Here is a 22,596-nt window from a genome sequence, read left to right as displayed (position 1 = left end):
CAGTCCGTTATTGATTCAACGCCTTTTCCCGCATCGCCAGCACACGTTCTACCGTATCTACCACTGCCTGAGTTTGTGGATCGATTTCAATATTGACGCGCGCTCCGAGTTTTTTCTTACCGAGAGTGGTACGTTCCAGCGTTTCCGGAATTAAATGCACGCAGAAACGTGTTGACGTTACTTCGCCCACGGTCAGGCTAATACCGTCGATCCCGATAAATCCTTTGTACAGGATATATTTCATCAACTGACTATCCTGCACTTTAAACCAGATCTGGCGATTATTTTCAGAGGTTAATATTTTCGCCACTTCAGCGGTGGTCATAATATGACCCGACATTAAATGTCCGCCAATTTCATCACTGAATTTAGCCGCACGCTCAACGTTTACCCAATCCCCAACCTGTAAATCGCCAAGATTAGTAATGCGTAACGTCTCTTTCATCAGATCAAAACTGATATGGTTACCGTTGATTTCCGTCACGGTCAGGCAACAACCGTTGTGTGCCACAGACGCACCGGTCTCCAGACCATCCAGCATATAGTCAGGTAACTCAACCACATGAGTACGAAAATTTGGTTTCTCGTCAATCGACACCAGTTTTGCAGTGCCCTGCACTATCCCCGTAAACATACTTACAACTCCTGAAATCAGTTAAGGCATTCTGTTCAGCACAATAGCAGGTGGGAAACACCCTTACCAGTAAAGGGGGCTGAATGGTTATTTTTTCACTGGAGAATTAATAAATCCTCGCTACAATAGACTGAATTTCCCCTGCTTCTTCTTTTTGCTGCCCATTCAGGCGGCTTTTTAGTCTCTCATATAACAACAATATAAAAGGTGTTCACGTGCAGAAGTATATCAGTGAAGCGCGTCTGTTATTAGCATTAGCAATCCCGGTGATTCTCGCGCAAATCGCCCAAACAGCGATGGGTTTTGTCGATACTGTCATGGCGGGCGGCTATAGCGCCACCGACATGGCGGCGGTCGCCATTGGTACATCTATCTGGCTCCCGGCTATTCTTTTCGGTCACGGACTGCTGCTTGCGTTGACGCCAGTGATTGCGCAATTGAATGGTTCTGGTCGCCGTGAACGCATAGCGCATCAGGTACGACAAGGTTTCTGGCTAGCCGGCTTTGTCTCAGTGCTCATTATGGTGGTTCTGTGGAATGCGGGTTATATCATCCGCTCCATGCAAAATATCGATCCGGCACTCGCCGATAAAGCGGTAGGTTACCTGCGTGCACTGCTGTGGGGTGCTCCGGGCTATCTGTTCTTCCAGGTCGCGCGTAACCAGTGTGAAGGTCTGGCAAAAACCAAACCTGGGATGGTGATGGGTTTTATTGGCCTGCTGGTGAACATTCCGGTTAACTATATCTTTATTTATGGTCATTTCGGAATGCCTGAACTCGGTGGCGTCGGTTGTGGTGTAGCGACGGCGGCTGTGTATTGGGTGATGTTCCTCGCCATGGTTTCTTATATTAAACATGCCCGTTCCATGCGCGATATCCGCAACGAAAAAGGCACCGCTAAACCCGATCCTGCCGCATTGAAACGGTTGGTGCAGCTTGGTCTACCTATCGCGCTGGCGTTGTTCTTTGAAGTGACACTGTTTGCTGTAGTGGCGCTGTTGGTATCTCCACTCGGTATTATCGATGTGGCAGGCCACCAGATTGCACTGAACTTCAGTTCGTTGATGTTCGTTCTTCCAATGTCGCTGGCCGCAGCGGTAACCATCCGTGTTGGTTATCGTCTGGGTCAGGGCTCAACGCTGGATGCACAAACCGCTGCACGGACCGGGCTTATGGTGGGTGTCTGTATGGCAACCCTGACGGCCATTTTCACGGTTTCACTACGGGAGCAGATTGCCCTGCTGTATAACGATAATCCTGAGGTCGTAACGCTGGCGGCACATTTGATGTTGCTGGCGGCGGTGTATCAGATTTCTGACTCCATACAGGTTATCGGCAGTGGGATTTTGCGTGGTTATAAAGATACGCGGTCGATTTTTTATATTACCTTTACGGCGTACTGGGTATTAGGCTTGCCGAGCGGCTACATTCTGGCGCTGACCGATCTGGTGGTTGAGCCAATGGGGCCAGCAGGTTTCTGGATCGGCTTTATTATTGGCCTGACTTCTGCCGCTATTATGATGATGCTGCGTATGCGTTTCCTGCAACGTCTGCCATCAGACATCATTCTGCAACGCGCAGCTCGCTAAAAAACAAGGCGCAACCTTCACAGATTGCGCCTTAGTTTTTATTCGGGCTGGAGCGTTGCGCCAATCCTGTCTTCGTCAGGTTGCAGTTTAAGCGCACCGCAAATTGGTTGCCGACTGGCATCCGTTATCTCAACGAGGATATTGCCACTAACTTCCCCTTTCACATTGATGAAGTCAGGTGAAATTTCTTTCGCGCTGGTTTGCAGGCAAATCGTTCCCTCTCCGTGCAGACGTTTCACTTTCAGTTGCACATGTGTGGCTGCTGCCGTGATCAGCCAAACTTTTCCGCCATCAAGGTTTAATTCACCAACACGAAAAGTGACATTGTCACCTTTTACCGTACTGCCATCGAGGATCATCACGCCCCCCAGCTGTACCGTAACCGTTGACTGTTGTAAATCAGCACCGTAACCAATAATCAAAGAGCTACCTTCTTGTACGGCAACGCTCCCCATCAGTTCAACTGGCGCACAATCCTCTTCCACGACAAATTTATCGTCCGCGCTGGTGGGAGACATGACAATCATCGAGCCACCTTTCAGCAGTGCATTTTCCAGCGTACCAGCATGAATTTCAGCACGGCCTCCGGCATTAACCGCCAAATCCTTTGTCTTACCGGAGCTATAGAGCTGTAGACCGTCTGTCCCAAGGCGATAAACGGCTTCGTTCTCAACGAGGGTATGAATATCTTCTCCGCCTATGTTATTCATGGCCCCGCCCGCAAGCGTCGTATCGCAGGCTTTCCCCGCCAGCATAAAGACTCCGCCCTGGTTAATTGCGCTGTTGAAAGCTTCTCCACCAGGGTAAACCAGCAATTCACCGCCATCATCCACTATTGCAGATGAAGTCGTCCCGTTGACCAATAAACCACCAGCCTGATCGAGAATAATTTTTTCTGCCCGATGGCCTTCCAGTACGCGCAGGTTACCGCCATTCTCCAGTAACAAACCGCAGGCGTAGCCCTGATCAACGCTAAATTCTCCTTCGGGATGGCGGCCATTAACAGTAGCGAGCGTTGAGAGGCTAATTGCTCCACCGTCGGACTGAACGATGTCTGTGGCAATTGCACCGTCACCGACTGATAACGTGCCATTGTTGCCATATTGTGTGCCTCTGACGATCCCACCAGTTTCCACTTTCAGCCAGCCCGCATCTGTCACTACGGTGTTTTCAGCTCTTCCGCCTGTCTCAACGAGCAACTCACCGTCAGTGAGTTGAGTCGCGCTAATGACCTCGCCGGTCTTAACAATTTGCACTTTCCCGCCGCTCATCAAGTTTTTTGCATCAGATCCCATGATTTATTCCTTTGCTGCATCTGTGTGCCCTTATCGCTACCTAAGTGTAAAGGCTACGGAGGATTTATCCACGATAGAATTGATTTGCTGGCAAACGACTCGGTTTATATCCTGATGCGTGAGATAGTGGGTTGTGTCAGATGTGAAAATGACTCTGACCAAAAATCACCCTTGCAAATCAACAAAATATAGCCAATTTGCTTAAAAGCTCTGCAAACGGTCGAAATACCGCAGAAAATTACGCTTTGCCTCTTGCCACCTTCCCACTCTGCCGCTAATATTCGTCCCCGTTGTCACCTACAACGTTGCGTTCATAGCTCAGTTGGTTAGAGCACCACCTTGACATGGTGGGGGTCGTTGGTTCGAGTCCAATTGAACGCACCATCCTGCGTCCGTAGCTCAGTTGGTTAGAGCACCACCTTGACATGGTGGGGGTCGGTGGTTCGAGTCCACTCGGACGCACCAGATTTTTTAGTCTGGTCTCCTCTCTCCTTGTATTCCCTTGTTTCTTCTCTGTATCCAACACATTAAAAAATTTATACTGTTTTGTATGTGTTATCAGAAGGAGAATCGCTATGGCGACTTTGTTACAGATTCACTTTGCATTTAATGGCCCCTTTGGCGATGAAATGGCCGAACAGCTTAAACCGCTTGCCGAGTCGATTAATCAGGAACCTGGTTTTCTGTGGAAAGTGTGGACAGAAAGTGAAAAGAACCGCGAAGCTGGTGGCATCTATCTTTTTACTGATGAAAAAAGTGCCCTTGCCTATCTGGATAAACATACTGCCCGTCTGAAGAACCTCGGCGTTGCAGAAGTTATCGCCAAAGTTTTCGATGTCAATGAACCATTAAGTAAAATCAATCAGGCAAAACTCGCCTGACAAGTCTCCATGAAGGGCGGTTGGCGCCCTTTTCATCCCTGTCTGAAATTTCTCATTTTCTAAAGATTTCAACCAAACTTATCTGATAACACTAAATTCAAAAGAATACATACAGGTAAGTAATGATGAAAAAAATCGCCATTGTGGGTGCCGGGCCAACAGGGATCTACACTCTCTTCTCGCTATTACAGCAACCAACGCCACTTTCTATTTCCATCTTCGAACAGGCTGACGAGGCTGGTGTCGGGATGCCGTACAACGACGAAGAAAACTCTAAATTAATGCTGGTAAATATTGCCAGCATTGAAATACCAACGATTTATTGTACTTATCTGGAATGGTTACAAAAGCAAGATGCCAGCCATCTTCAACGTTACGGCGTTAAAAAGGAAACCTTGCACGACCGTCAGTTTTTACCGCGAATTCTGTTGGGAGAATATTTCCGCGATCGATTTTTACGATTAGTAGATCAGGCGCGACAGCAAAAATTTGAAGTGGCTGTTTATGAATCATGCCAGGTTACCGATCTGCAAATTACAAATGCTGGCGTGATGCTTGCTACAAATCAGGATTTACCCACAGAGACGTTTGATTTAGCGGTAATAGCCACCGGTCACGTCTGGCCTGATGAAGAAGAAGCAACCCGAACGTATTTTCCCAGCCCGTGGTCGGGCCTGATGGAAGCAAAGGTCGATGCCTGTAACGTGGGTATTATGGGAACATCCTTGAGCGGACTGGATGCGGCAATGGCAGTGGCCATTCAGCATGGTTCGTTTATTGAAGAAGATAAACAACGAGTTAGCTTTCAACGTGATAGCAACAGTGAAAATCTGCACATTACGTTGATGTCGCGCACGGGCATTTTACCGGAAGCCGATTTCTATTGTCCCATCCCCTACGAACCGTTACGCATCGTCACAGAACAGGCCTTAAATACAGAAATAGAAAAAGGTGCGGAAGGCCTGTTGGATCGGGTATTCAAATTGATACAGCAAGAAATTAATTCTGTCGATCCAGGCTGGAGCCAACGCATAGCGTTAGAACGTCTCAATGTCGATACCTTTGCGCAAACCTGGTTTGCCGAGCGTAAACAGCATGACCCTTTTGGCTGGGCGGAAGAAAACTTAGCCGAAGTCGAGCAAAATAAACGGCAAAAACATACCGTCCCCTGGCGTTATGTCATTCTGCGTTTGCATGAAGCTGTACAGGAAATTGTGCCGCATCTGAATGAACACGACCATAAGCGATTCAGTAAAGGTCTTGCCAGAGTCTTTATCGATAATTATGCGGCAATCCCTTCAGAATCTATAAGACGATTACTGGCCTTACGCGAAGCGGGGATCATTCATATTCTCTCCCTCGGTGAGGACTACGAGATGGAAAACAACGAAACACGCACAATTCTGAAAACAGCGGATAACAGCTACTCGTTTGATGTTTTTATTGATGCCCGAGGTCAACGTCCACTCAAAGTGAAAGATATTCCTTTCCCTGGGCTACGCGAACAATTGCAGAAAACAGGCGAGGAAATCCCTGATGTTGGTGAAGATTATACGCTACAGCAACCTGAAGAAGTTCGTGGTCGCGTGGCGTTCGGTGCTTTACCCTGGCTGATGCACAACCGGCCTTTCGTCCAGGGACTTACGGCTTGTGCAGAAATTGGCGAGGCTATGGCGCAGGCCATCGTAAAACCTGCATCCCGTGCACGTCGGCGTCTTTCGGTTGATTAAAGATAAAGCTATCAGCACTCAACAAACTGATGCTGTTCATTGAGACGATAGCGGACTCCGGCACGGATATTGTTTTCACCTTCAATGGCGACGGCGAAGCGCACTCTTTCGCCGTCATGATATGCCAGTGCGGCGCTGCCACCTGGCCCGAGGACAATCGAGTCAACCACGCCCGTACTGACTACTGTTGAGTTAGCACCGCTGGCAATGATGTGAACATTATCACCGCTGTTAGCAATTTTCGCGTTTGCGCCAAAGCTGGCAATTTGTACCAGATCGCCATTACTGGCAACATGACATCTTTCACCGGGAGTACAGACGCGTACTCGCATCCCGGCATTCGCAATACGGCTACCCTCTCCGGCACTGCTGATTCGAGTCGAGTTACCCGCCACTGCCACGCGGGCACGCTCGCCTGAGCTGCCAATATGGCTGTTAAAACCCACACTAGCCATCCGTACGCTGTAGCCCGTGCTGGCAATTTGCGCCGCATAACCTGCTGTAACTATTCTGGCGTTATCGTCGCAACACCCGACGCGTGCGTTATCCTCGGCACTGGAGAGCTGGCGGCAAAATGTTGGTTCCACCGGTTCTGTGACCTGCTTTTGCATAGAGGAAACTTCCTGGCGGGCAAAGTTTTCGTCTGTCAGCCATTTGTTCCATGCATACTCAACCAGACTATCTGCCCAGTCCGTATACCCTTCGTCGATCAGCGCATGGTGAACATCGGCATAGCTGCCGTCCTGCGGAAAATGGCGCAAAAACCAGCGGTACATTACCGCTCCTACACGCCACTCTCGCAGGTTCTCTCGCGTAATGATCATACGTTAATGTCGGTGATAGCCATCGATCATACATTTAAAGGTTTCGTGTGGCGTACGCCCCGTGGTGCAAAGATAAAGATGACCGAAGATAAAAAAGAGGCTTATAAATGCCAGAGCAAAATGCGCCTGCAATAACCAGTATCTTACGCCAGGAAACACATCTCCCACGGCTTGCGGATAGAGACACAACAGCCCCGTCACCAGTAACAACGGCAGCAATCCATACATGACACCAACATAGGCGACCTGCTGTAAGGGATTAAATTTAGACTGGGTTGTTGCCGGGAAAGGATGTTCTTCCCCCTGCATAATGCCAAACAAATAAAATCGCGTTTGTTTTGCCGCTCGCTCCAGCCACCCCTGACGACGAATGCGATAGTGGTGACCATTACCCCCAACGGCATTGATCAGCACAAAGCCGAGCCAGCATGCGAGTAACAAAAATCCGCAAACTTCATGCACCGCAACCAGACTTTTAACCGCAGTTGCGCCCACCAGCGCAAAGTGATTTATCAGCCCACTTGCCAGCAACAATACAAAGAGTAACGCATTCGACCAGTGCCATAATCTGACCGCTTTGCTGTAAAGATAAATCTTCTCACCATAATCGGTGACTGATTTCTTCACGCCACGAGCACGAAGCAAGGCATGCAGCCCCAGCACCAACCACATCCCAACCAGCAATACTCCGGCAATGATCAACCACACCGGCCAAAATTCCGGAGTGAACTGTGGCACATAGTTCGCCAACTGGATCTGAAACTGTTCAGCATTTTGCGACGGGTTCATACATTTTCCTTCTTAATCAAATGTTGACCGAACCGGCGATACAAATGCGGTTTCCCGGCACCAGGTAGCTGATATTGATAGTATTTATTTCCCTGTAACCACGCCTGAATTTCTGGGCTATCTTCGCGACCAAAGATCAATGCGTGTTCCGGGCAGGCGCTGACGCAAATGGGCGGAAAACCTTTTGCCAGCCGGGACTCGGCGCAGAAATCACATTTATCCGCCACTTTAGTCACAGGGTTAAGGTAACGAACCTGATACGGGCAAGCGCCAATGCAATAACTGCAGCCGATACACTGCGATTTTTCTACCCGTACGATCCCCTGCTCATCACGCCACGACGCCCCTGTTGGGCAAACGTCGATGCAAGGAGCATCTTCACAGTGCTGGCATGACTGGCGAAAAAAGTGATATTGCGTTTCGTTGTCGTTATCGGTAACTGGAATGTGTGCTATCGATAAACGGCTTCCCTGGGCCGGAACGTGATTGGTCTTGCGACATGCTCGGGCGCAAATATTACAACCATTGCACCGTGACTCATCGTGAATCATGGCATACCGAACTTCCTTTTCTTGCCTGGTGTTCGCTAACAGAGAAGACGCAGAGCCAGTAAAAAAGATTACTGTTCCCATCCCCAGAACAAATTTGCGTCGAGTGAAGGACATCTGATTATCCCCTAATGCAGTGGCTGCAACTGTCCACCCTGTCCATGACATTTCCCTGAAATTTCAGGGATTCTGAAACTGCTCAACCTCAAGCCATTCGCATAAACCATAAGCCTTGCCATAGCTCATATACCGCTCGCTAAACAGGTACAGCACCGCCGTCGATGACTCCACCTGGCGTATATCGGCATATTCAGGGGCAACATCCATCGCGGCGATCGCGGCTTCAATTTGCGCTTCCTGGAAGTAATATGGCGTTTGCCTCAGCATGGCGACTTTGTAGGGTCGCGGGTACGTCTGGCACTCAAAGCGAACGACGTGAGCAATGGCGCGACAAATGTCCTGCTCCACAACTTGCAAAGACATCGCCGCGTAGTTTTCGCTCATGGCCTGCGTTGAGTAATAGTAATCATCGTGAGTTCCCGTGATACAGGCGATATCCGCGTAGTCTCCGTTCTGTTTTATGCCTTCCAGCAAAAAAGACAGATCCTCTTCAGCAACCGAATATGGCGGCGAGAGAAACACGGCATGCGCCACCAGTTGACCCGCAGCCGAATGCTGGCGGATAAACTCTGCCAGAACTTCTGTCGGTTCTGGTTCTGCGACGTCTTCACTGACCGTATCTCCGGTGTGACGCATACCCTGCAACCATTGACGCTTCGCCTCGTCAACGTCGCTGACTCCGGATAGCGGCAACTCATCCTGATGGTTCATCTCACCCATTCCTTATGCTGGAAGCAGATTGTGTGCAGCCAGATCGGTGGCAATATCTTCCAGCCCCAAACGTTGCAACGTTTCACGTGTCGGGCAACCGAGCTGTGGATCCCAGCCCATTTCCTTGTAGAACATCGTGAGAGACGCGTACATATCGTCGCGATCCATTTTGTCAGTTCCTTCAGTAAAGACCGGGATCTGCGGATCCTTGTCGAATACCCAGGAGCAAATAAGATCGTGCTCGTTACGCATATCTTTGGTTTGCATCAGTTTTACCGTGTAAGCGCGATGCAGTGTAAATATACGTTCAGCGGCTAAATCTAATTTTTCCTGGGTCATCTCTTCACCGGTGATCGCTTTGAAGAATTTGGCTTCTAAAGCAAGGTCACCACGGTAATTACGGCTCTTCAGCGGCGAAACGGTCATTGGCCAGACCCAGTTGCACAGGGTGACGGCGTTATGCAAACAGACCCGCAACAGCGACCATTTGGCATATTTAATTTTTGCGTCATTGATCGGCGTGTAGTTTTTGGTTTCGTCGTAAGCATCTTCAGAGCCAAAAAGCTCTTTCGCCACTTCACGCTGCAATTTCAACGGCAGACCGGAGCCAATAAAGTTAATGTGGGTGTGCGTCATGCAATCGCGGTTGAACATGCAGTTAACAATGGAACCAACTTGCGCCGAGGCTTCATTAGCATGATGAACCGGATAGCCAAACGGCGACCAGAGTTTATTTTTCGCGTAGCCCCAATACTCTTCGCCCAAATTCCAGCGTTCCGCAATGGCATATGAGCCATCAGCCAGGTGGCTCAACTCACCCACGCGATGCGCCAGACGGTAGTAAAAATCTTTAATGAAGTTAACGTCGCCCGCTTCCAGCTGATCCCAGCGAATTTCCGCATACTCATCAGCAGGCAGAACGCGTTTGAACACGCCTTTGCTGTAGCAATACGTAAAATCTCGATGTAGCTGTCCGTAGTTACACCACAGACCGTAGTCATCGAACAGATTCAGACCAACCAGATTGCCAATGACGCGACCATCGTCTTTATCTTCAAAATCTTTCGGCCCGTTCGGGAAGATGGTGGTATGGACAAAGTTTGCTACACAAGTATTACCGCCGGTGCTGGGCACGCCGAACTCTTTGACCCGAGGAATGTTCATCTGGGTCATACAACGAATCGGGCAAGAGTGGCAGCCGCTCATTTTTACCGTGTATTTCTCTGCTGCCGGACCTAAGTCAAAAACGGATTTATAGGTGCGAAAACCCACGGTATTTTGATTGCCTGGCGGGATCTCGCCCGTTTCAATCGGGCCACCTTCCGCCGCTCCCCAGAACAGACCTTTACGCGCCGTCCAGCGAGACTTGGGATCGGAGTACTCCGCCCACGATTGCGGCGTACTTGGCACCACATGGTTGTTATTCGCACCGATAAGTTCGGTCATCATGTAGTCATTGAGACGTTTCATCTCCTGACGATCGGCAATGTTGACCCCTTTAGTCCCTTCAACTGCAATCGCTTTGAGGTTTTTCGAACCCATTATTGCGCCAGTTCCCGCGCCGCCGCTGTGATTACGGCTATTCAACATGCCAGAGAGCGGCACAAGGTTTTCACCTGCCTGACCAATAGCTGCCACACAGGTTTCCGGGCTGGTCAAGCGACAAATCTCTTCCGTCGTGGCTCGCGTCCCTTTACCCCATAGGAAATCTGCTTTTTCGAGGGTAACTTTGTCATCTTTAATATTCAGCCAAACCGGTGATTTCGCTTTCCCTTCGATAATAATAACGTCGTATCCAGCGAATTTCATTTGCGCGGCAAAAAAGCCTCCCATATGGGCATCAACAACTAAATTCCCTTTGGTAAAGGTGGAAAGCGAAGTGATATTTACGCGAGAACTACAGGGAGCACCAGAGCCAGTTAATGGCCCGGTAGCAAAGACTAATTTATTTGCTTCATCGAAAGGTTTAGTGCCTGGCGGTACTTCGTCATACATAATTTTGTAGCCGAATCCCATGCCACCAACAAAACTTTTAAACTTACTGGAATCTTCGAGGGTAATATTTCCTGTCGTGAGATTAACTCTTAATATATTACCTGTCCAACCGTTAGCCATGATTTTTTCCTTTGCAAGATTCACACAGTAATATCTTTCCACTCGATAATTTTTAACGCCCCTGTTGGGCAGGCGTTTGCACATTCACCACATAACACACATTTCGAGGATTTTTTACTTTCGGTATTTACGGTAGCCATCATCCACGGACATGCAGTGGTACAGGCGCTACAACCAATACAACGTTTATGATCGACGACAATACAGCCTTCTTCCTGCTGCCAGGTAATCGCGCCAATCGGGCATACGTTCATGCATTGCGGATCTTTGCATTGACGACAGGTGTCAGCGGTATAGTTCAGATCGCCATACAGACCACCGCCTGATCCTATCCCATTGTCGCCAAAGAAATAATTGCGATGAATTTTGATGCGGGAGAAAAAAGTGCCCACTGAGCCATCATTGAAGTTAGTACAAGAGATTTCACAGCGATGGCAGCCTGTGCATCGCGCTCGCTGGGTAACCAGCACGCCTTTGGGCGTATTTATCAACCCTACCGTACCGCTATCAATATCTTCCTGCTTGCAACCCAAAAGTGACAGTAACGCAGGGGCTATCGTTAAACCAGCAAGACCCTTTCCTGATATACGCAAGAATTCTAATCGCGTTAAGCCAATATCTAATAGTGGACGACCAACCGGGTTCATTTATTTCGCATCCTCTTCGCAAACACAGTGCTGACAATTCAACAGCCTGATATTAAGCATTCAACTAATACGCTGCTGACTCTGTCCCCAACACCAGATATTTTCCCTAACCTGATAGTGCATGAGAAAAGAATTAACGCCAATAAACTAATCCTTTATGGTTAGGAGAAAAAATAATGTGATTATTCTGAGGGCTTAACATTGATCATTATCAATTAAATTCACAAAGTGAGAAATTAAAAGTGAACTGATATTTATTATCATCTGAAATTAATTTCATTTAAGTGACAATTATTTGTGATATTCATTCCAGAAAATAAAAATAACATTCCCGTTATGCACTTTAATACATATCGAAACTCATATAATTTCATCAGTTGCTATTTATGAAAATTAGCTGTGGCTGCGATTGAAATAAACATATCAGGATGAAGTGTTGCACTTCATCCTGAATGGTCATTTTACCAGCGCGTTAATGACGGTTTCCATCGCCTGTTTTTCCAGTTCGCTGCGTTGAATACGTTTATTGGCTAAAGCCGTGCGTAATACGCCAGCGATGACAATATGTTTTGGTTCCTGCCCCAAATCGCGCATTTCCAGCACAACTTTACCGACTACCCTGCACATCTCGCGGTACAGTTCGTCATCTTTTGTCCGATTTCCCATTCTTTGTACCTATTTATCATGCCAACTATCAGCATATATCAATCTAATCAATTAAACAAAAATCAAACAAAATCATATAAATAACGTTATAAACTATTTTGACTGTAGTGATTGAGCGATGGTGTATTTATACACCTGATGAACATTCACTACTCCCCAGGCTGGCGACCTTACCTCGTGATGTTGCGCAAACAACGAAGTTTTTGCGTAATCTTTTCCCTGTAACGTTAAATCTTTGATAACAATTTATTGTCTGGAGACTTGTATATTTTTTGAAACGCTGTTTTTGTTTTCCTTTTGGATTAATTTCAGCGTATAATGCGCGCCAATTGACTCTTGAATGGTTTCAGCACTTTGGACTGTAGAACTCAACGACTCAAAAACAGGCACTCACGTTGGGCTGAGACACAAGCACACATTCCTCTGCACGCTTTTTCGATGTCACCTATCCTTAGAGCGAGGCACCATCACTTTCGTAATACCGGATTCGCTTTCCGGCAGTGCGCCCAGAAAGCAAGTTTCTCCTATCCTTCTCAACTTAAAGACTAAGACTGTCATGAAAAAGACCAAAATTGTTTGCACCATCGGACCAAAAACCGAATCTGAAGAGATGTTAGCTAAAATGCTGGACGCGGGCATGAACGTCATGCGTCTGAACTTCTCTCATGGTGACTATGCAGAACACGGTCAGCGCATTCAGAATCTGCGCAACGTGATGAGCAAAACCGGCAAAACTGCCGCTATCCTGCTCGATACCAAAGGTCCGGAAATCCGCACCATGAAACTGGAAGGCGGTAATGACGTTTCTCTGAAAGCAGGCCAGACCTTTACTTTCACCACTGACAAATCTGTTATCGGCAACAGCGAAATGGTTGCGGTAACTTATGAAGGTTTCACTTCTGACCTGTCCGTCGGCAACACCGTACTGGTTGACGATGGTCTGATCGGTATGGAAGTTACCGCCATTGAAGGTAACAAAGTTATCTGTAAGGTACTGAACAACGGTGACCTGGGCGAAAACAAAGGTGTGAACCTGCCTGGCGTTTCTATTGCCCTGCCGGCACTGGCTGAAAAAGACAAACAGGATCTCATCTTTGGTTGCGAACAAGGCGTAGACTTTGTTGCTGCTTCCTTTATCCGTAAGCGTTCTGACGTTATCGAAATCCGTGAACACCTGAAAGCGCACGGCGGCGAAAACATCCAAATCATCTCCAAAATCGAAAACCAGGAAGGCCTCAACAACTTCGACGAAATCCTCGAAGCCTCTGACGGCATCATGGTTGCTCGTGGCGACCTGGGTGTAGAAATCCCGGTTGAAGAAGTTATCTTCGCCCAGAAGATGATGATCGAAAAATGTATCCGCGCACGTAAAGTCGTTATCACTGCGACCCAGATGCTGGATTCCATGATCAAAAACCCACGTCCGACCCGCGCAGAAGCCGGTGACGTCGCGAACGCCATCCTCGACGGTACTGACGCAGTAATGCTGTCTGGTGAATCCGCAAAAGGTAAATACCCACTGGAAGCTGTTTCTATCATGGCAACCATTTGCGAACGTACCGACCGCGTGATGAACAGCCGTCTCGAGTTCAACAACGACAACCGTAAACTGCGCATTACCGAAGCAGTTTGCCGTGGTGCGGTTGAAACTGCTGAAAAACTGGATGCTCCGCTGATCGTTGTAGCAACCCAGGGCGGTAAATCTGCTCGTGCAGTGCGTAAATACTTCCCGGATGCAACCATCCTGGCGCTGACCACGAACGAAAAAACTGCACATCAGCTGGTACTGAGCAAAGGCGTTGTGCCGCAGCTGGTCAAAGAGATCACTTCTACTGATGATTTCTACCGTCTGGGTAAAGAACTGGCTCTGCAGAGCGGTCTGGCGCACAAAGGTGACGTAGTAGTAATGGTTTCCGGTGCACTTGTACCGAGCGGCACTACCAACACCGCATCTGTTCACGTCCTGTAATATTGCTTTTGTGAATTAATTTGTATATCCAAGCGCCCTGATGGGCGCTTTTTTTATTTAATCGATAACCAGAAGCAATAAAAAATCAAATCGGATTTCACTATATAATCTCACTTTATCTAAGATGAATCCGATGGAAGCATCCTGTTTTCTCTCAATTTTTTTATCTAAAACCCAGCGTTCGATGTTTCTTTGAGCGAACGATCAAAAATAAGTGCCTTCCCATCAAAAAAATATTCTCAACATAAAAAACTTTGTGTAATACTTGTAACGCTACATGGAGATTAACTCAATCTAGAGGGTATTAATAATGAAAGCTACTAAACTGGTACTGGGCGCGGTAATCCTGGGTTCTACTCTGCTGGCAGGTTGCTCCAGCAACGCTAAAATCGATCAGCTGTCTTCTGACGTTCAGACTCTGAACGCTAAAGTTGACCAGCTGAGCAACGACGTGAACGCAATGCGTTCCGACGTTCAGGCTGCTAAAGATGACGCAGCTCGTGCTAACCAGCGTCTGGACAACATGGCTACTAAATACCGCAAGTAATAGTACCTGTGAAGTGAAAAATGGCGCACATTGTGCGCCATTTTTTTTGCCTGCTAATTACTGTTATTGTGTCGCGCGTAACATATTGCCCTGCTCAGGTTCGCCATTTTGAGCTGACTCAACTGCGGGCGCGTTGCTGGCATGTGTCGTTCCATTGCCTACCGCGACCGGATATCCCGCCCGACGATATAAGGCTTTATCCACCAGCTTCTGATCAACAGCCTGATTATCTTTGAATTGCGTAAAACCAATGGGCAGTTTATACGGCATCGTCTGAACGTTCTGCTGTTCCTCTGCCGATAGTGGTCGATGCACTTCCACATAACGCATTCCGTTCGGTTCTACAGAGTATTTCACCGGCTCATTGATCACTTTCACCGGCGTCCCCGTCCGCACACTGGAGAACAAGGCTTTAATATCCGGTGCGTTCATACGAATACAGCCGGAACTGACGCGCAAACCGACGCTGTCCGGCGCACTGGTGCCATGAATGAGATATTCGCCATTGCCGTGCGCCAGGCGCATTGCGTAGCGTCCTAGTGGGTTATTAGGCCCTGCTGGAACGACTGGCGGTAATTTTATGCCACGCTCCAGCGAACGCTGCCGAATACCAGCGGTCGGTGTCCAGGTAGGGTTAGGGATTTTCTGCCCAACCCGCGTATCCATCACTGGCGTTTCCAGTCCCTGCAAGCCAATGCCTATCGGGTAGACCTGCACGATATTTTCTCCTGGCGGATAATAATAAAGACGCAGCTCGGCAAGGTTAACGATGATCCCCTGACGCGGCGCATCAGGTAATAACAGTTGTGAAGGAATGGTTATCGTCGTACCTGGTTTTGGCACCGGGGCGATGGTGTTATTGGCTTCCAGAATCAACATTGCCGCAGTATCAAAACGTCGGGCGATGGCCTGAAGGTTTTTATCCCCCTCTTGCACCGTATACGTTTGATTTTGCCCAACCAGTCGGCTTCCGCTTGGTGGGAGCGGGTAATCTACCGCCCAGGCAGCGTGTATGGCGCTAAAAGCGCCGATAAGAGTCAGTGTAAGCAGAGACGCGCGTTTCATTGTAAACCTCCTGTATTTGCCGGAGACTCACGCTAAGACGTCGGATGGCGCTTTTGCTTACCTGAAGCCGAAACACTCCTGTGCTGGTCAGAGTAAACATCGACCATCCGGCAATGTGAGTCATCCGGATGAAAGCTGTTCCTTTAGTTTAGCTAAGTGCAGCGGCTTTGGCGCGGATTGCACGAATCATCGCTTCCAGACCTTGTGAACGAGATGGGGTGAGATGCTGAGCGAGCGCCATTTTTTCAAACCACGGGCGCACGTCAAAATTAACAATATCCTGCGGCGTCATCTGGTCGTAGAGAATAAAAACAACCGCAATAAGCCCTTTCACAATGGCGGCATCGCTGTCGCCCTGCAATTCAATAATTCCCTGCGCATTCTGGCGCATTACAATCCATACCTGACTCTGACAGCCCTGAATACTATTTTGCGGGTTTCTGTCTTCATCGCGTAATTCCGGCAGACGCTGACCCAGTTCAATAATGTAGAGATATTTCTCTTCCCAGTTGGCGCAGCGTAAAAAATTACGCAGCAATTTTTCTTTATCCGGCAATACAGCCATAGAGCCTCCCTGTTATCCCAGCAGACGATGAATGCGTTGCAATCCTGTCACCAGACGATCCACTTCTTCATGGGTGTTATACATAGCCAACGACGCCCGACACATAGCCGGAACGTTATAAAACGCCATCAACGGCATCGCGCAGTGATGGCCGGTACGCACAGCGATACCGTAGTTATCAAGAAAACTGCCAACATCATAGGCATGATGTTTACCGAGATTAAAGGCGATAACGCCAAGTCTGTCCGGTGGCCCATACAGAGTAAGATCCGGCACCGCTGTCAGTTGTGACAGCGCGTAATGCATCAGATTCTGTTCGTACTCAGCAATGTTGTTAAGCCCCAGAGCTGACACATACTCCAGCGCCGCACCAAGACCAATAATCCCCCCCGTATTGGGCGTGCCGGCCTCAAACCGCCACGGCGCTTTGGTCCAGGTAGTACCTTCGCTAAGGCTGACGGTGGCAATCATAGAGCCGCCCCCTTCCCACGGCGGCATCTCCTGCAACAAGGCCTCTTTAACATAAAGAATTCCAATGCCGGTGGGGCCATACAGTTTATGCCCGGAAAAAACGTAGAAGTCGCAGTCCAGCGCCTGCACATCCACCGGATGATGCATCACTGCCTGAGCGCCATCCACCAGCACTTTTGCGCCATGCTGGTGCGCAAGTGTGATCATTTCCGGCAGCGGATTTTCCGTCCCCAGCACATTAGACACGTGAGTAATCGCCAGCAGGCGGGTTTTCTCATCAAACAGATTAGGCAGTGTCTCCAGTTGCAGCGTGCCGTCTGGGTTAAGCGGGATCACCCGCAACTCTGCGCCAACGCGCGCGCAAAGCATCTGCCAGGGAACAATGTTAGCGTGGTGTTCCATCTGACTGATGATGATGTTATCGCCCGCCCGCACGTTGCTGTTGCCCCAGCTATTGGCGACTAGATTGATCCCTTCCGTAGTGCCACGGACGAACACCAGCTCTTCCGCCGAACGGGCATTGATAAACAGCGATGCACGCTTACGCACGTTCTCCATTTTCTCGGTCGCCTGGGCGCTTAACGTATGAATACCGCGATGCACCGCCGCGTAGCCGTGACGATAAAACTCAGCCTCGGCGTCAATCACCTGGCTCGGTTTCTGCGCACTGGCGGCGCTGTCGAGATAAGCCAGCGGCAAACCGTTTACCTCACGCGAGAGCACCGGAAAATCGGCACGCACCTTCTCAACGGAAAAAGTCATCTTGCACCTCCCGGCAGCCGTTGGCCGATTCGAGCCAGCACCTGCTGTTTAAGACCATCATCGCGCAAGGCTTCCGTCAGTTCGGCGGCAAAGGCATAGATGATCATCTGCTGGGCATCCTGCTGATTGATCCCGCGAGAACGCAGATAGAACATTTGCTCATCATCAATACGCCCGACCGTTGCGCCGTGGCTGCATTTCACATCATCGGCATAAATTTCCAGTTGCGGTTTGGTATCCACTTCCGCCAGCTTGCCCATCAGCAGATTATTATTGGTCATCTGGCCGTCAGTCTTGATGGCATACTGCGCGACGTTAATCAAACCATTAAATACCGCGCGCCCTTTGTCGCTGACGATAGTTTTGTGCAACTGGCGGCTGTTACAAAAACCTTTATTGTGTTCCAGCCAGGTGCGGGTATCGCACACTTCATTTTTCACCGGCATCGCCAGGCTATTAATCCGCAGCGTACTGTTTTCGCCATTAAGTTGCGTACTGGTGTTGTGCCGTAACACAGCGCCACCAAGCAGAAAACTGTGGCTAGATGCGGTGGCATCGTCTGCCAGCAGCAAATCGTTATGGGCAAAGTGGTGGCTGACCGGGTTTTCAAACGCCAGCTTGATATGCTGCAAGTGGGCGTTCGCTGCGAGGTTGATAGTAAAGCGCGCGCCGGTAAAATGGCGGGCATCATTAAGGCTGACAAAATGTTCAATCACTGTCGCTTCCGCGCCTTCCGCCAGATCCAGATGATGGCGGTAATGGGCTGTGTTCACCTCTTCACCTGCCACGCCCTGGGTAATATGCATTAACAGCAATGGCTTTGCAGGCCGTTGACCGCGCTTCACAGCAATATGCGTAACGCTTTGCGCCAGGCTTTCCGTCAGATGCAGAAACACTTCTGGCTGAATGGCATCGGGCAGCCCCTGGCGTTCGTCGTTTATGCTCACGTCATATCCGCTGCCTTCAGTTGCATCGCTAAGTGCTGGCATGTAACGTCCATCGACAAACACCAGCCGCACGGCGTCTAACGTTAAGGCTAAGGCATCACGCTGCTCTTGAGATATATCCCCCGCAATGCTGACAAACTGGCTATTGGTCAGCCCTTCCAGCGGCGTATATTTCCAGTGCTCATGTTTACGCGTCGGCAGACCGGTACGCAGCAATTGTTGTAAATGCTGCTGAGCTTGCGGGGAGCGTTTTGCCCCTTCAGCCTCAAACAAGTGATGCCACTGTTGCAGCACGTTACTGCTGTTCACTAAGCCAGCCATAACCCTGCTCCTCCAGTTGTTTGACCAACGTGAAATCGCCGGATTTCACAATTCGCCCCTGATACAGCACGTGGACGTAATCAGGCTTGATGTAGTCAAGAATGCGTTGGTAGTGCGTAACAATGATGAATGAACGCTTGCCGTCACGCAGCGAGTTCACGCCATCGGCAACCACTTTTAATGCATCGATATCCAGCCCGGAGTCCGACTCATCAAGAATGCATAACTCCGGCTCCAGCACTGCCATTTGCAAAATATCGTTGCGCTTTTTCTCGCCACCGGAAAAACCAACGTTAACCGAACGGGTTAATAAATCTTCCGGCATCTTCAACAGGGCGATTTTCTCTTCCATCAAATCCTGAAAATCGAAGCGGTCGAGCGTTTCCTGACCGCGATAACTACGCACCGCATTGAGCGCCGTTTGCAGGAAAAACTGGTTACTGACGCCAGGGATTTCCACCGGATACTGGAAAGCCATAAAGATCCCTTCGCCTGCACGATCTTCCGGCGACAGCTCTAGCAAATCTTTGCCCTTAAACACCACCGTGCCGCCCGTCACTTCATAATCTTCACGCCCGGCAAGGGTTGCCGATAAGGTACTTTTGCCCGAACCGTTTGGTCCCATAATGGCGTGAACTTCGCCGGGACGAACGTCGAGGCTTAATCCGCGCAGGATAGCTTTATCTTCCACGCTGACGTGTAAATCTTTAATACTTAACATGTTTATTCCTTATCCGACGCTGTGTTCAAGACTGATGGCGAGGAGTTTTTGTGCTTCAACGGCAAATTCCAGCGGCAGTTCCGAGAACACGTCTTTGCAGAAACCGTTAACAATCATCGAGATAGCGTCTTCTTCGCTGATCCCGCGTTGCAGGCAGTAAAACAGCTGATCTTCACCAATACGCGATGTCGTTGCCTCGTGCTCCAGTTGTGCGCTGTTATTGCGACATTCGACATACGGGAAGGTATGCGCCCCGCAATTAGCGCCAATCAGCATTGAGTCGCACTGAGTGAAGTTGCGCGCATTAGTTGCCGTCGGCATGATTTTCACCAGGCCGCGATAGCTGTTCTGGCTATGTCCGGCAGAGATCCCTTTCGAGATAATGGTCGATTTGGTGTTCTTACCGATGTGGATCATCTTGGTGCCGGTATCAGCTTGCTGATGACCGCTGGTCAGCGCCACCGAGTAGAACTCACCGATGGAGTTATCGCCGCGCAAAATGCAGCTTGGGTATTTCCAGGTAATCGCTGAACCGGTTTCCGATTGTGTCCACGACATTTTGCTGTTTTCGCCTTCGCACAGAGCACGCTTGGTGACGAAGTTGAGAATACCGCCGGTGTTGTTATCGCCAGGGAACCAGTTTTGCACCGTGGAATATTTCACCTCGGCGTTTTTATGGATGATGACTTCCACCACCGCCGCGTGTAGCTGGTAGCTATCACGCACTGGTGCGGAGCAGCCTTCAATGTAGCTGACGTAGCTGTCTTCGTCGGCTACCAGAATGGTGCGCTCAAACTGCCCGGTTTTTTCTGCGTTAATGCGGAAATAGGTGGAAAGCTCCATCGGACAGCGTACGCCTTTAGGCACATAAATAAACGTACCGTCAGAGGCTACCGCCGCATTAAGTGCGGCAAAGAAGTTGTCATTCCCCGGCACCACGGTGCCGAGATATTTCTTCACCAGTTCCGGGTGCTCGTGAATTGCTTCACCAAAGGAACAGAAAATGATCCCCTGCTCCGCCAGTTTTTCGCGATAAGTGGTGGCAACCGAAACAGAATCGAAAATGGCATCCACCGCCACCTCTTTGCCTTCCCGCACCGGTACGCCCAACTGCTCAAATGCCGCTTCAACCTCTTTACTTAAAAAGGCGTTTGCGCCGGTTTGTTGCACCGCGCCCGGTTCAGAAATACAGGTGTCATCGCAGTTACCACATGAAGGCGCGGAGTAATAGCTATAATCCTGATAATTCAGCTTGTCGTAGTGCGCCTTCAGCCAGTGCGGTTCTTCCATCTCCAGCCATGCGCGATAGGCGTTGAGACGAAACTCCAGCATCCACTCCGGCTCATTACGCTTCGCCGAGATTGCGCGCACCACCTCTTCGTTTATGCCCTTAGCCAGTTCATCAGTCGCTAATTGGGTGAAGAATCCTTCTTTATAATTCAGCGGGCCGCCGGTCCAGGTTTTGACATCGTCAGTTGCTTCAGTATTACGAGACATAGTACCGCCTATACCCCAAAGCTTTCGCCACAGCCACATTCATTCTGGGCTTTCGGGTTGTGAAATTTGAATATCTGATTGAGTCCTTCGCGAACGAAATCAACTTCCGTGCCATCAATAAACGGCATTGCTTGTAGGGGGACGAACAGCTTCGCTCCGTCGTGTTCAAACAGCAGATCGTCTTTGTCCGGCTCGCTAACACTGTCGAGTACATAGCCAAAGCCCGCGCAGCCCGTTTGCTTCACACCTAAGCGCACACCGACCATGCCTGGTTGCTTCGCCACTAGCTCACGGATGTGTACCGCCGCTGCGGGGGTTAGCGTTAAGCCTTGCCAGGTGAAATCCTCTGGGTTAAAGGTTCCTGAATGCATGTCCATCGATTTACCTCACTTCATCGCTTTCAGCGTATAACAGCATGTTAGTGATAATGATTATCAGTTCAACCCGGCAAACACAGGGGCTTTACCGTAAAACATGCTTTTTGCCTGCATTTAATAAGCATAGACCCTGATGTGCGGCTTAACAGGCACGCTAAGAATTAGGTATCTCATTGTTAGTTAATGATTATTACCGGAGGACATTTAAGACTGTGATGGAAAAGAAAAAGTTGTATTGAAAATGACTATTTAAGAGATAGGTAAAAAAGTGGCTCGTTCAGAAATAAGAAAACCCTTAAGTCTGTTCAACACAGACTTAAGGGTTTCTACCCCATCCGGCGCTTATCTCCGGCACTCACAGTGGCTTAGCTCTTGAAGGGGCGATAAGAATAATCTCATAAGACTAAGCCGGCGTTTTAACACAACCTGCGATTTGTATTCTTTTTAAACAAGATCAAGCGGGTAAAAATGGGAGAAGTCAGAAGAAAGTCGTCAGACCTGGACTGGAATTAATCCAGGTCGATGGGGCACACTAACTGCGTTCAGTCAGAATCAATGCACGCCCAAACGCCAGGCAAAGTAGATTTCTTCTTTTAATTCAGCAGAAGAGAGAGTAAGCAGATCAGCGAATTCAAGTTCTAGTTGTTTCAGACGTTTGAGGTATTGGGCAGGTGAAAGATTGCTCTGGTCACGGCGTAAAAATTCAATGGCCAGTTGGGTGGGATCAAGTTGAGTAGACATAGCATCCTCGCTTTTAGACAAGACCTGCACAGTATACCACCGTTTACTGTGCAGATAATGACCA

23 protein-coding genes and 2 tRNA genes are annotated in these 22,596 nt (G+C 49.1%); 8 read left to right on the top strand and 17 right to left on the bottom strand.

Annotated elements, in window-relative coordinates; genetic code table 11:
- Positions 1-7: 7 nt before the first annotated feature.
- Positions 8-634: a riboflavin synthase gene (locus WC5_RS05745; RefSeq protein WP_000493959.1), complete on the bottom strand. Its 627-nt coding sequence runs from the start codon at positions 632-634 to the stop codon at positions 8-10.
- A 215-nt stretch (positions 635-849) separates the two neighbouring features.
- On the opposite strand from WC5_RS05745, the gene mdtK reads away from it, so the two are divergent.
- A complete protein-coding gene (gene mdtK, locus WC5_RS05750; protein WP_001174972.1) occupies positions 850-2,223 on the top strand; it encodes a multidrug efflux MATE transporter MdtK in 1,374 nt (457 codons plus the stop codon).
- Positions 2,224-2,261: 38 nt separating this feature from the next.
- Here the strand turns inward: mdtK and WC5_RS05755 are convergent, their stop codons facing one another.
- On the bottom strand, positions 2,262-3,518 hold the full coding sequence (locus tag WC5_RS05755; protein WP_000534314.1) for an AIDA repeat-containing protein: 1,257 nt from the start codon (positions 3,516-3,518) through the stop codon (positions 2,262-2,264).
- 307 nt (positions 3,519-3,825) lie between these two features.
- Here WC5_RS05755 and WC5_RS05760 point away from each other — a divergent pair.
- The 4 genes from WC5_RS05760 (at position 3,826) to WC5_RS05775 (ending at position 6,129) form a co-directional block, all read left to right on the top strand.
- Positions 3,826-3,902: transfer RNA gene (locus WC5_RS05760), tRNA-Val, on the top strand.
- A 4-nt stretch (positions 3,903-3,906) separates the two neighbouring features.
- Positions 3,907-3,983, top strand: a tRNA-Val gene (locus tag WC5_RS05765).
- Between the two features lie 110 nt (positions 3,984-4,093).
- Entirely contained in the window at positions 4,094-4,399 is a 306-nt protein-coding gene (locus tag WC5_RS05770) for a monooxygenase (RefSeq protein ID WP_000212641.1), read from the top strand.
- Between the two features lie 125 nt (positions 4,400-4,524).
- Complete coding sequence (locus WC5_RS05775) at positions 4,525-6,129, top strand: FAD-NAD(P)-binding protein (RefSeq protein WP_000716875.1); 1,605 nt, start codon at positions 4,525-4,527, stop codon at positions 6,127-6,129.
- 11 nt (positions 6,130-6,140) lie between these two features.
- On the opposite strand, the gene ydhT is transcribed toward WC5_RS05775, so the two are convergent.
- The 7 genes from ydhT to fumD all read right to left on the bottom strand — a co-directional run bounded on the left by ydhT (position 6,141) and on the right by fumD (position 12,549).
- Positions 6,141-6,953, bottom strand: a complete 813-nt coding sequence (gene ydhT, locus WC5_RS05780; RefSeq protein ID WP_024192231.1) for a protein YdhT — start codon at positions 6,951-6,953, stop codon at positions 6,141-6,143.
- A gap of 3 nt (positions 6,954-6,956) precedes the next feature.
- The gene (gene phsC, locus WC5_RS05785) at positions 6,957-7,742 is read right to left on the bottom strand and encodes a thiosulfate reductase cytochrome B subunit (RefSeq protein WP_001070018.1); all 786 of its coding nucleotides are present in this window, start codon (positions 7,740-7,742) and stop codon (positions 6,957-6,959) included.
- Positions 7,739-8,407: a 4Fe-4S dicluster domain-containing protein gene (locus WC5_RS05790; protein WP_016158190.1), complete on the bottom strand. Its 669-nt coding sequence runs from the start codon at positions 8,405-8,407 to the stop codon at positions 7,739-7,741. The genes phsC and WC5_RS05790 overlap by 4 nt, the downstream gene beginning before the upstream one ends.
- 63 nt (positions 8,408-8,470) lie before the next feature.
- A complete protein-coding gene (locus tag WC5_RS05795) occupies positions 8,471-9,121 on the bottom strand; it encodes a YdhW family putative oxidoreductase system protein (protein WP_001016357.1) in 651 nt (216 codons plus the stop codon).
- 12 nt (positions 9,122-9,133) lie between these two features.
- Entirely contained in the window at positions 9,134-11,236 is a 2,103-nt protein-coding gene (locus WC5_RS05800; RefSeq protein WP_001273565.1) for an aldehyde ferredoxin oxidoreductase, read from the bottom strand.
- 20 nt (positions 11,237-11,256) lie between these two features.
- Complete coding sequence (locus WC5_RS05805) at positions 11,257-11,883, bottom strand: ferredoxin-like protein (protein WP_001070270.1); 627 nt, start codon at positions 11,881-11,883, stop codon at positions 11,257-11,259.
- Between the two features lie 456 nt (positions 11,884-12,339).
- Complete coding sequence (fumD, locus tag WC5_RS05810) at positions 12,340-12,549, bottom strand: fumarate hydratase FumD (RefSeq protein WP_000528337.1); 210 nt, start codon at positions 12,547-12,549, stop codon at positions 12,340-12,342.
- Between the two features lie 354 nt (positions 12,550-12,903).
- On the opposite strand from fumD, the gene ynhH reads away from it, so the two are divergent.
- The 3 genes from ynhH (at position 12,904) to lpp (ending at position 15,065) form a co-directional block, all read left to right on the top strand.
- On the top strand, positions 12,904-13,098 hold the full coding sequence (ynhH, locus tag WC5_RS25900) for a protein YnhH (RefSeq protein WP_242664678.1): 195 nt from the start codon (positions 12,904-12,906) through the stop codon (positions 13,096-13,098).
- A gap of 7 nt (positions 13,099-13,105) precedes the next feature.
- Entirely contained in the window at positions 13,106-14,518 is a 1,413-nt protein-coding gene (gene pykF / locus WC5_RS05815; RefSeq protein ID WP_010346010.1) for a pyruvate kinase PykF, read from the top strand.
- A 310-nt stretch (positions 14,519-14,828) separates the two neighbouring features.
- A complete protein-coding gene (gene lpp / locus WC5_RS05820; RefSeq protein ID WP_000648420.1) occupies positions 14,829-15,065 on the top strand; it encodes a murein lipoprotein Lpp in 237 nt (78 codons plus the stop codon).
- A gap of 63 nt (positions 15,066-15,128) precedes the next feature.
- Here lpp and ldtE read toward each other — a convergent pair whose 3' ends face one another.
- The 8 genes from ldtE to WC5_RS05860 form a co-directional block, all read right to left on the bottom strand.
- Positions 15,129-16,130 (bottom strand): L,D-transpeptidase LdtE, encoded by a 1,002-nt coding sequence (gene ldtE, locus WC5_RS05825; protein ID WP_000817072.1) that lies wholly within the window; start codon positions 16,128-16,130, stop codon positions 15,129-15,131.
- Positions 16,131-16,278: 148 nt separating this feature from the next.
- Entirely contained in the window at positions 16,279-16,695 is a 417-nt protein-coding gene (gene sufE / locus WC5_RS05830) for a cysteine desulfuration protein SufE (RefSeq protein ID WP_000279732.1), read from the bottom strand.
- Positions 16,696-16,707: 12 nt separating this feature from the next.
- The gene (gene sufS / locus WC5_RS05835) at positions 16,708-17,928 is read right to left on the bottom strand and encodes a cysteine desulfurase SufS (protein ID WP_016158184.1); all 1,221 of its coding nucleotides are present in this window, start codon (positions 17,926-17,928) and stop codon (positions 16,708-16,710) included.
- On the bottom strand, positions 17,925-19,196 hold the full coding sequence (gene sufD, locus WC5_RS05840; protein WP_000908089.1) for a Fe-S cluster assembly protein SufD: 1,272 nt from the start codon (positions 19,194-19,196) through the stop codon (positions 17,925-17,927). Before sufD ends, sufS begins: the two co-directional genes overlap by 4 nt.
- Positions 19,171-19,917: a Fe-S cluster assembly ATPase SufC gene (gene sufC, locus WC5_RS05845; RefSeq protein ID WP_000948880.1), complete on the bottom strand. Its 747-nt coding sequence runs from the start codon at positions 19,915-19,917 to the stop codon at positions 19,171-19,173. Before sufC ends, sufD begins: the two co-directional genes overlap by 26 nt.
- Positions 19,918-19,926: 9 nt before the next feature.
- Positions 19,927-21,414 (bottom strand): Fe-S cluster assembly protein SufB, encoded by a 1,488-nt coding sequence (gene sufB, locus WC5_RS05850; protein WP_010350013.1) that lies wholly within the window; start codon positions 21,412-21,414, stop codon positions 19,927-19,929.
- 8 nt (positions 21,415-21,422) lie between these two features.
- Positions 21,423-21,791 carry a Fe-S cluster assembly scaffold SufA gene (sufA, locus tag WC5_RS05855; RefSeq protein WP_000367151.1) on the bottom strand — a complete coding sequence of 123 codons (369 nt, stop codon included), beginning with the start codon at positions 21,789-21,791 and terminating at the stop codon, positions 21,423-21,425.
- Positions 21,792-22,343: 552 nt separating this feature from the next.
- Positions 22,344-22,532, bottom strand: coding sequence for a YdiH family protein (locus tag WC5_RS05860; RefSeq protein ID WP_001296104.1), 189 nt, complete (start codon positions 22,530-22,532; stop codon positions 22,344-22,346).
- Between the last annotated feature and the right edge of the window lie 64 nt (positions 22,533-22,596).

This window comes from Escherichia sp. KTE114, assembly GCF_000407765.1.
GTDB classification, from domain to species: domain Bacteria; phylum Pseudomonadota; class Gammaproteobacteria; order Enterobacterales; family Enterobacteriaceae; genus Escherichia; species Escherichia ruysiae.
The sequence above is the reverse complement of the archived record's forward strand: the minus strand, read 5'-3'. Positions and strand labels throughout refer to the sequence as shown.

What these genes read in the sequence shown, in the direction of transcription:
- WC5_RS05745 (WP_000493959.1), bottom strand. Translation starts at nt 634, where the DNA reads ATGTTTACGGGGATAGTGCAGGGCACTGCAAAACTGGTGTCGATTGAC.
- WC5_RS05755 (WP_000534314.1), bottom strand. Translation starts at nt 3,518, where the DNA reads ATGGGATCTGATGCAAAAAACTTGATGAGCGGCGGGAAAGTGCAAATT.
- WC5_RS05770 (WP_000212641.1), top strand. Translation starts at nt 4,094, where the DNA reads ATGGCGACTTTGTTACAGATTCACTTTGCATTTAATGGCCCCTTTGGC.
- WC5_RS05775 (WP_000716875.1), top strand. Translation starts at nt 4,525, where the DNA reads ATGAAAAAAATCGCCATTGTGGGTGCCGGGCCAACAGGGATCTACACT.
- ydhT (WP_024192231.1), bottom strand. Translation starts at nt 6,953, where the DNA reads ATGATCATTACGCGAGAGAACCTGCGAGAGTGGCGTGTAGGAGCGGTA.
- phsC (WP_001070018.1), bottom strand. Translation starts at nt 7,742, where the DNA reads ATGAACCCGTCGCAAAATGCTGAACAGTTTCAGATCCAGTTGGCGAAC.
- WC5_RS05790 (WP_016158190.1), bottom strand. Translation starts at nt 8,407, where the DNA reads ATGTCCTTCACTCGACGCAAATTTGTTCTGGGGATGGGAACAGTAATC.
- WC5_RS05795 (WP_001016357.1), bottom strand. Translation starts at nt 9,121, where the DNA reads ATGAACCATCAGGATGAGTTGCCGCTATCCGGAGTCAGCGACGTTGAC.
- WC5_RS05800 (WP_001273565.1), bottom strand. Translation starts at nt 11,236, where the DNA reads ATGGCTAACGGTTGGACAGGTAATATATTAAGAGTTAATCTCACGACA.
- WC5_RS05805 (WP_001070270.1), bottom strand. Translation starts at nt 11,883, where the DNA reads ATGAACCCGGTTGGTCGTCCACTATTAGATATTGGCTTAACGCGATTA.
- fumD (WP_000528337.1), bottom strand. Translation starts at nt 12,549, where the DNA reads ATGGGAAATCGGACAAAAGATGACGAACTGTACCGCGAGATGTGCAGG.
- pykF (WP_010346010.1), top strand. Translation starts at nt 13,106, where the DNA reads ATGAAAAAGACCAAAATTGTTTGCACCATCGGACCAAAAACCGAATCT.
- lpp (WP_000648420.1), top strand. Translation starts at nt 14,829, where the DNA reads ATGAAAGCTACTAAACTGGTACTGGGCGCGGTAATCCTGGGTTCTACT.
- ldtE (WP_000817072.1), bottom strand. Translation starts at nt 16,130, where the DNA reads ATGAAACGCGCGTCTCTGCTTACACTGACTCTTATCGGCGCTTTTAGC.
- sufE (WP_000279732.1), bottom strand. Translation starts at nt 16,695, where the DNA reads ATGGCTGTATTGCCGGATAAAGAAAAATTGCTGCGTAATTTTTTACGC.
- sufS (WP_016158184.1), bottom strand. Translation starts at nt 17,928, where the DNA reads ATGACTTTTTCCGTTGAGAAGGTGCGTGCCGATTTTCCGGTGCTCTCG.
- sufD (WP_000908089.1), bottom strand. Translation starts at nt 19,196, where the DNA reads ATGGCTGGCTTAGTGAACAGCAGTAACGTGCTGCAACAGTGGCATCAC.
- sufC (WP_000948880.1), bottom strand. Translation starts at nt 19,917, where the DNA reads ATGTTAAGTATTAAAGATTTACACGTCAGCGTGGAAGATAAAGCTATC.
- sufB (WP_010350013.1), bottom strand. Translation starts at nt 21,414, where the DNA reads ATGTCTCGTAATACTGAAGCAACTGACGATGTCAAAACCTGGACCGGC.
- sufA (WP_000367151.1), bottom strand. Translation starts at nt 21,791, where the DNA reads ATGGACATGCATTCAGGAACCTTTAACCCAGAGGATTTCACCTGGCAA.
- WC5_RS05860 (WP_001296104.1), bottom strand. Translation starts at nt 22,532, where the DNA reads ATGTCTACTCAACTTGATCCCACCCAACTGGCCATTGAATTTTTACGC.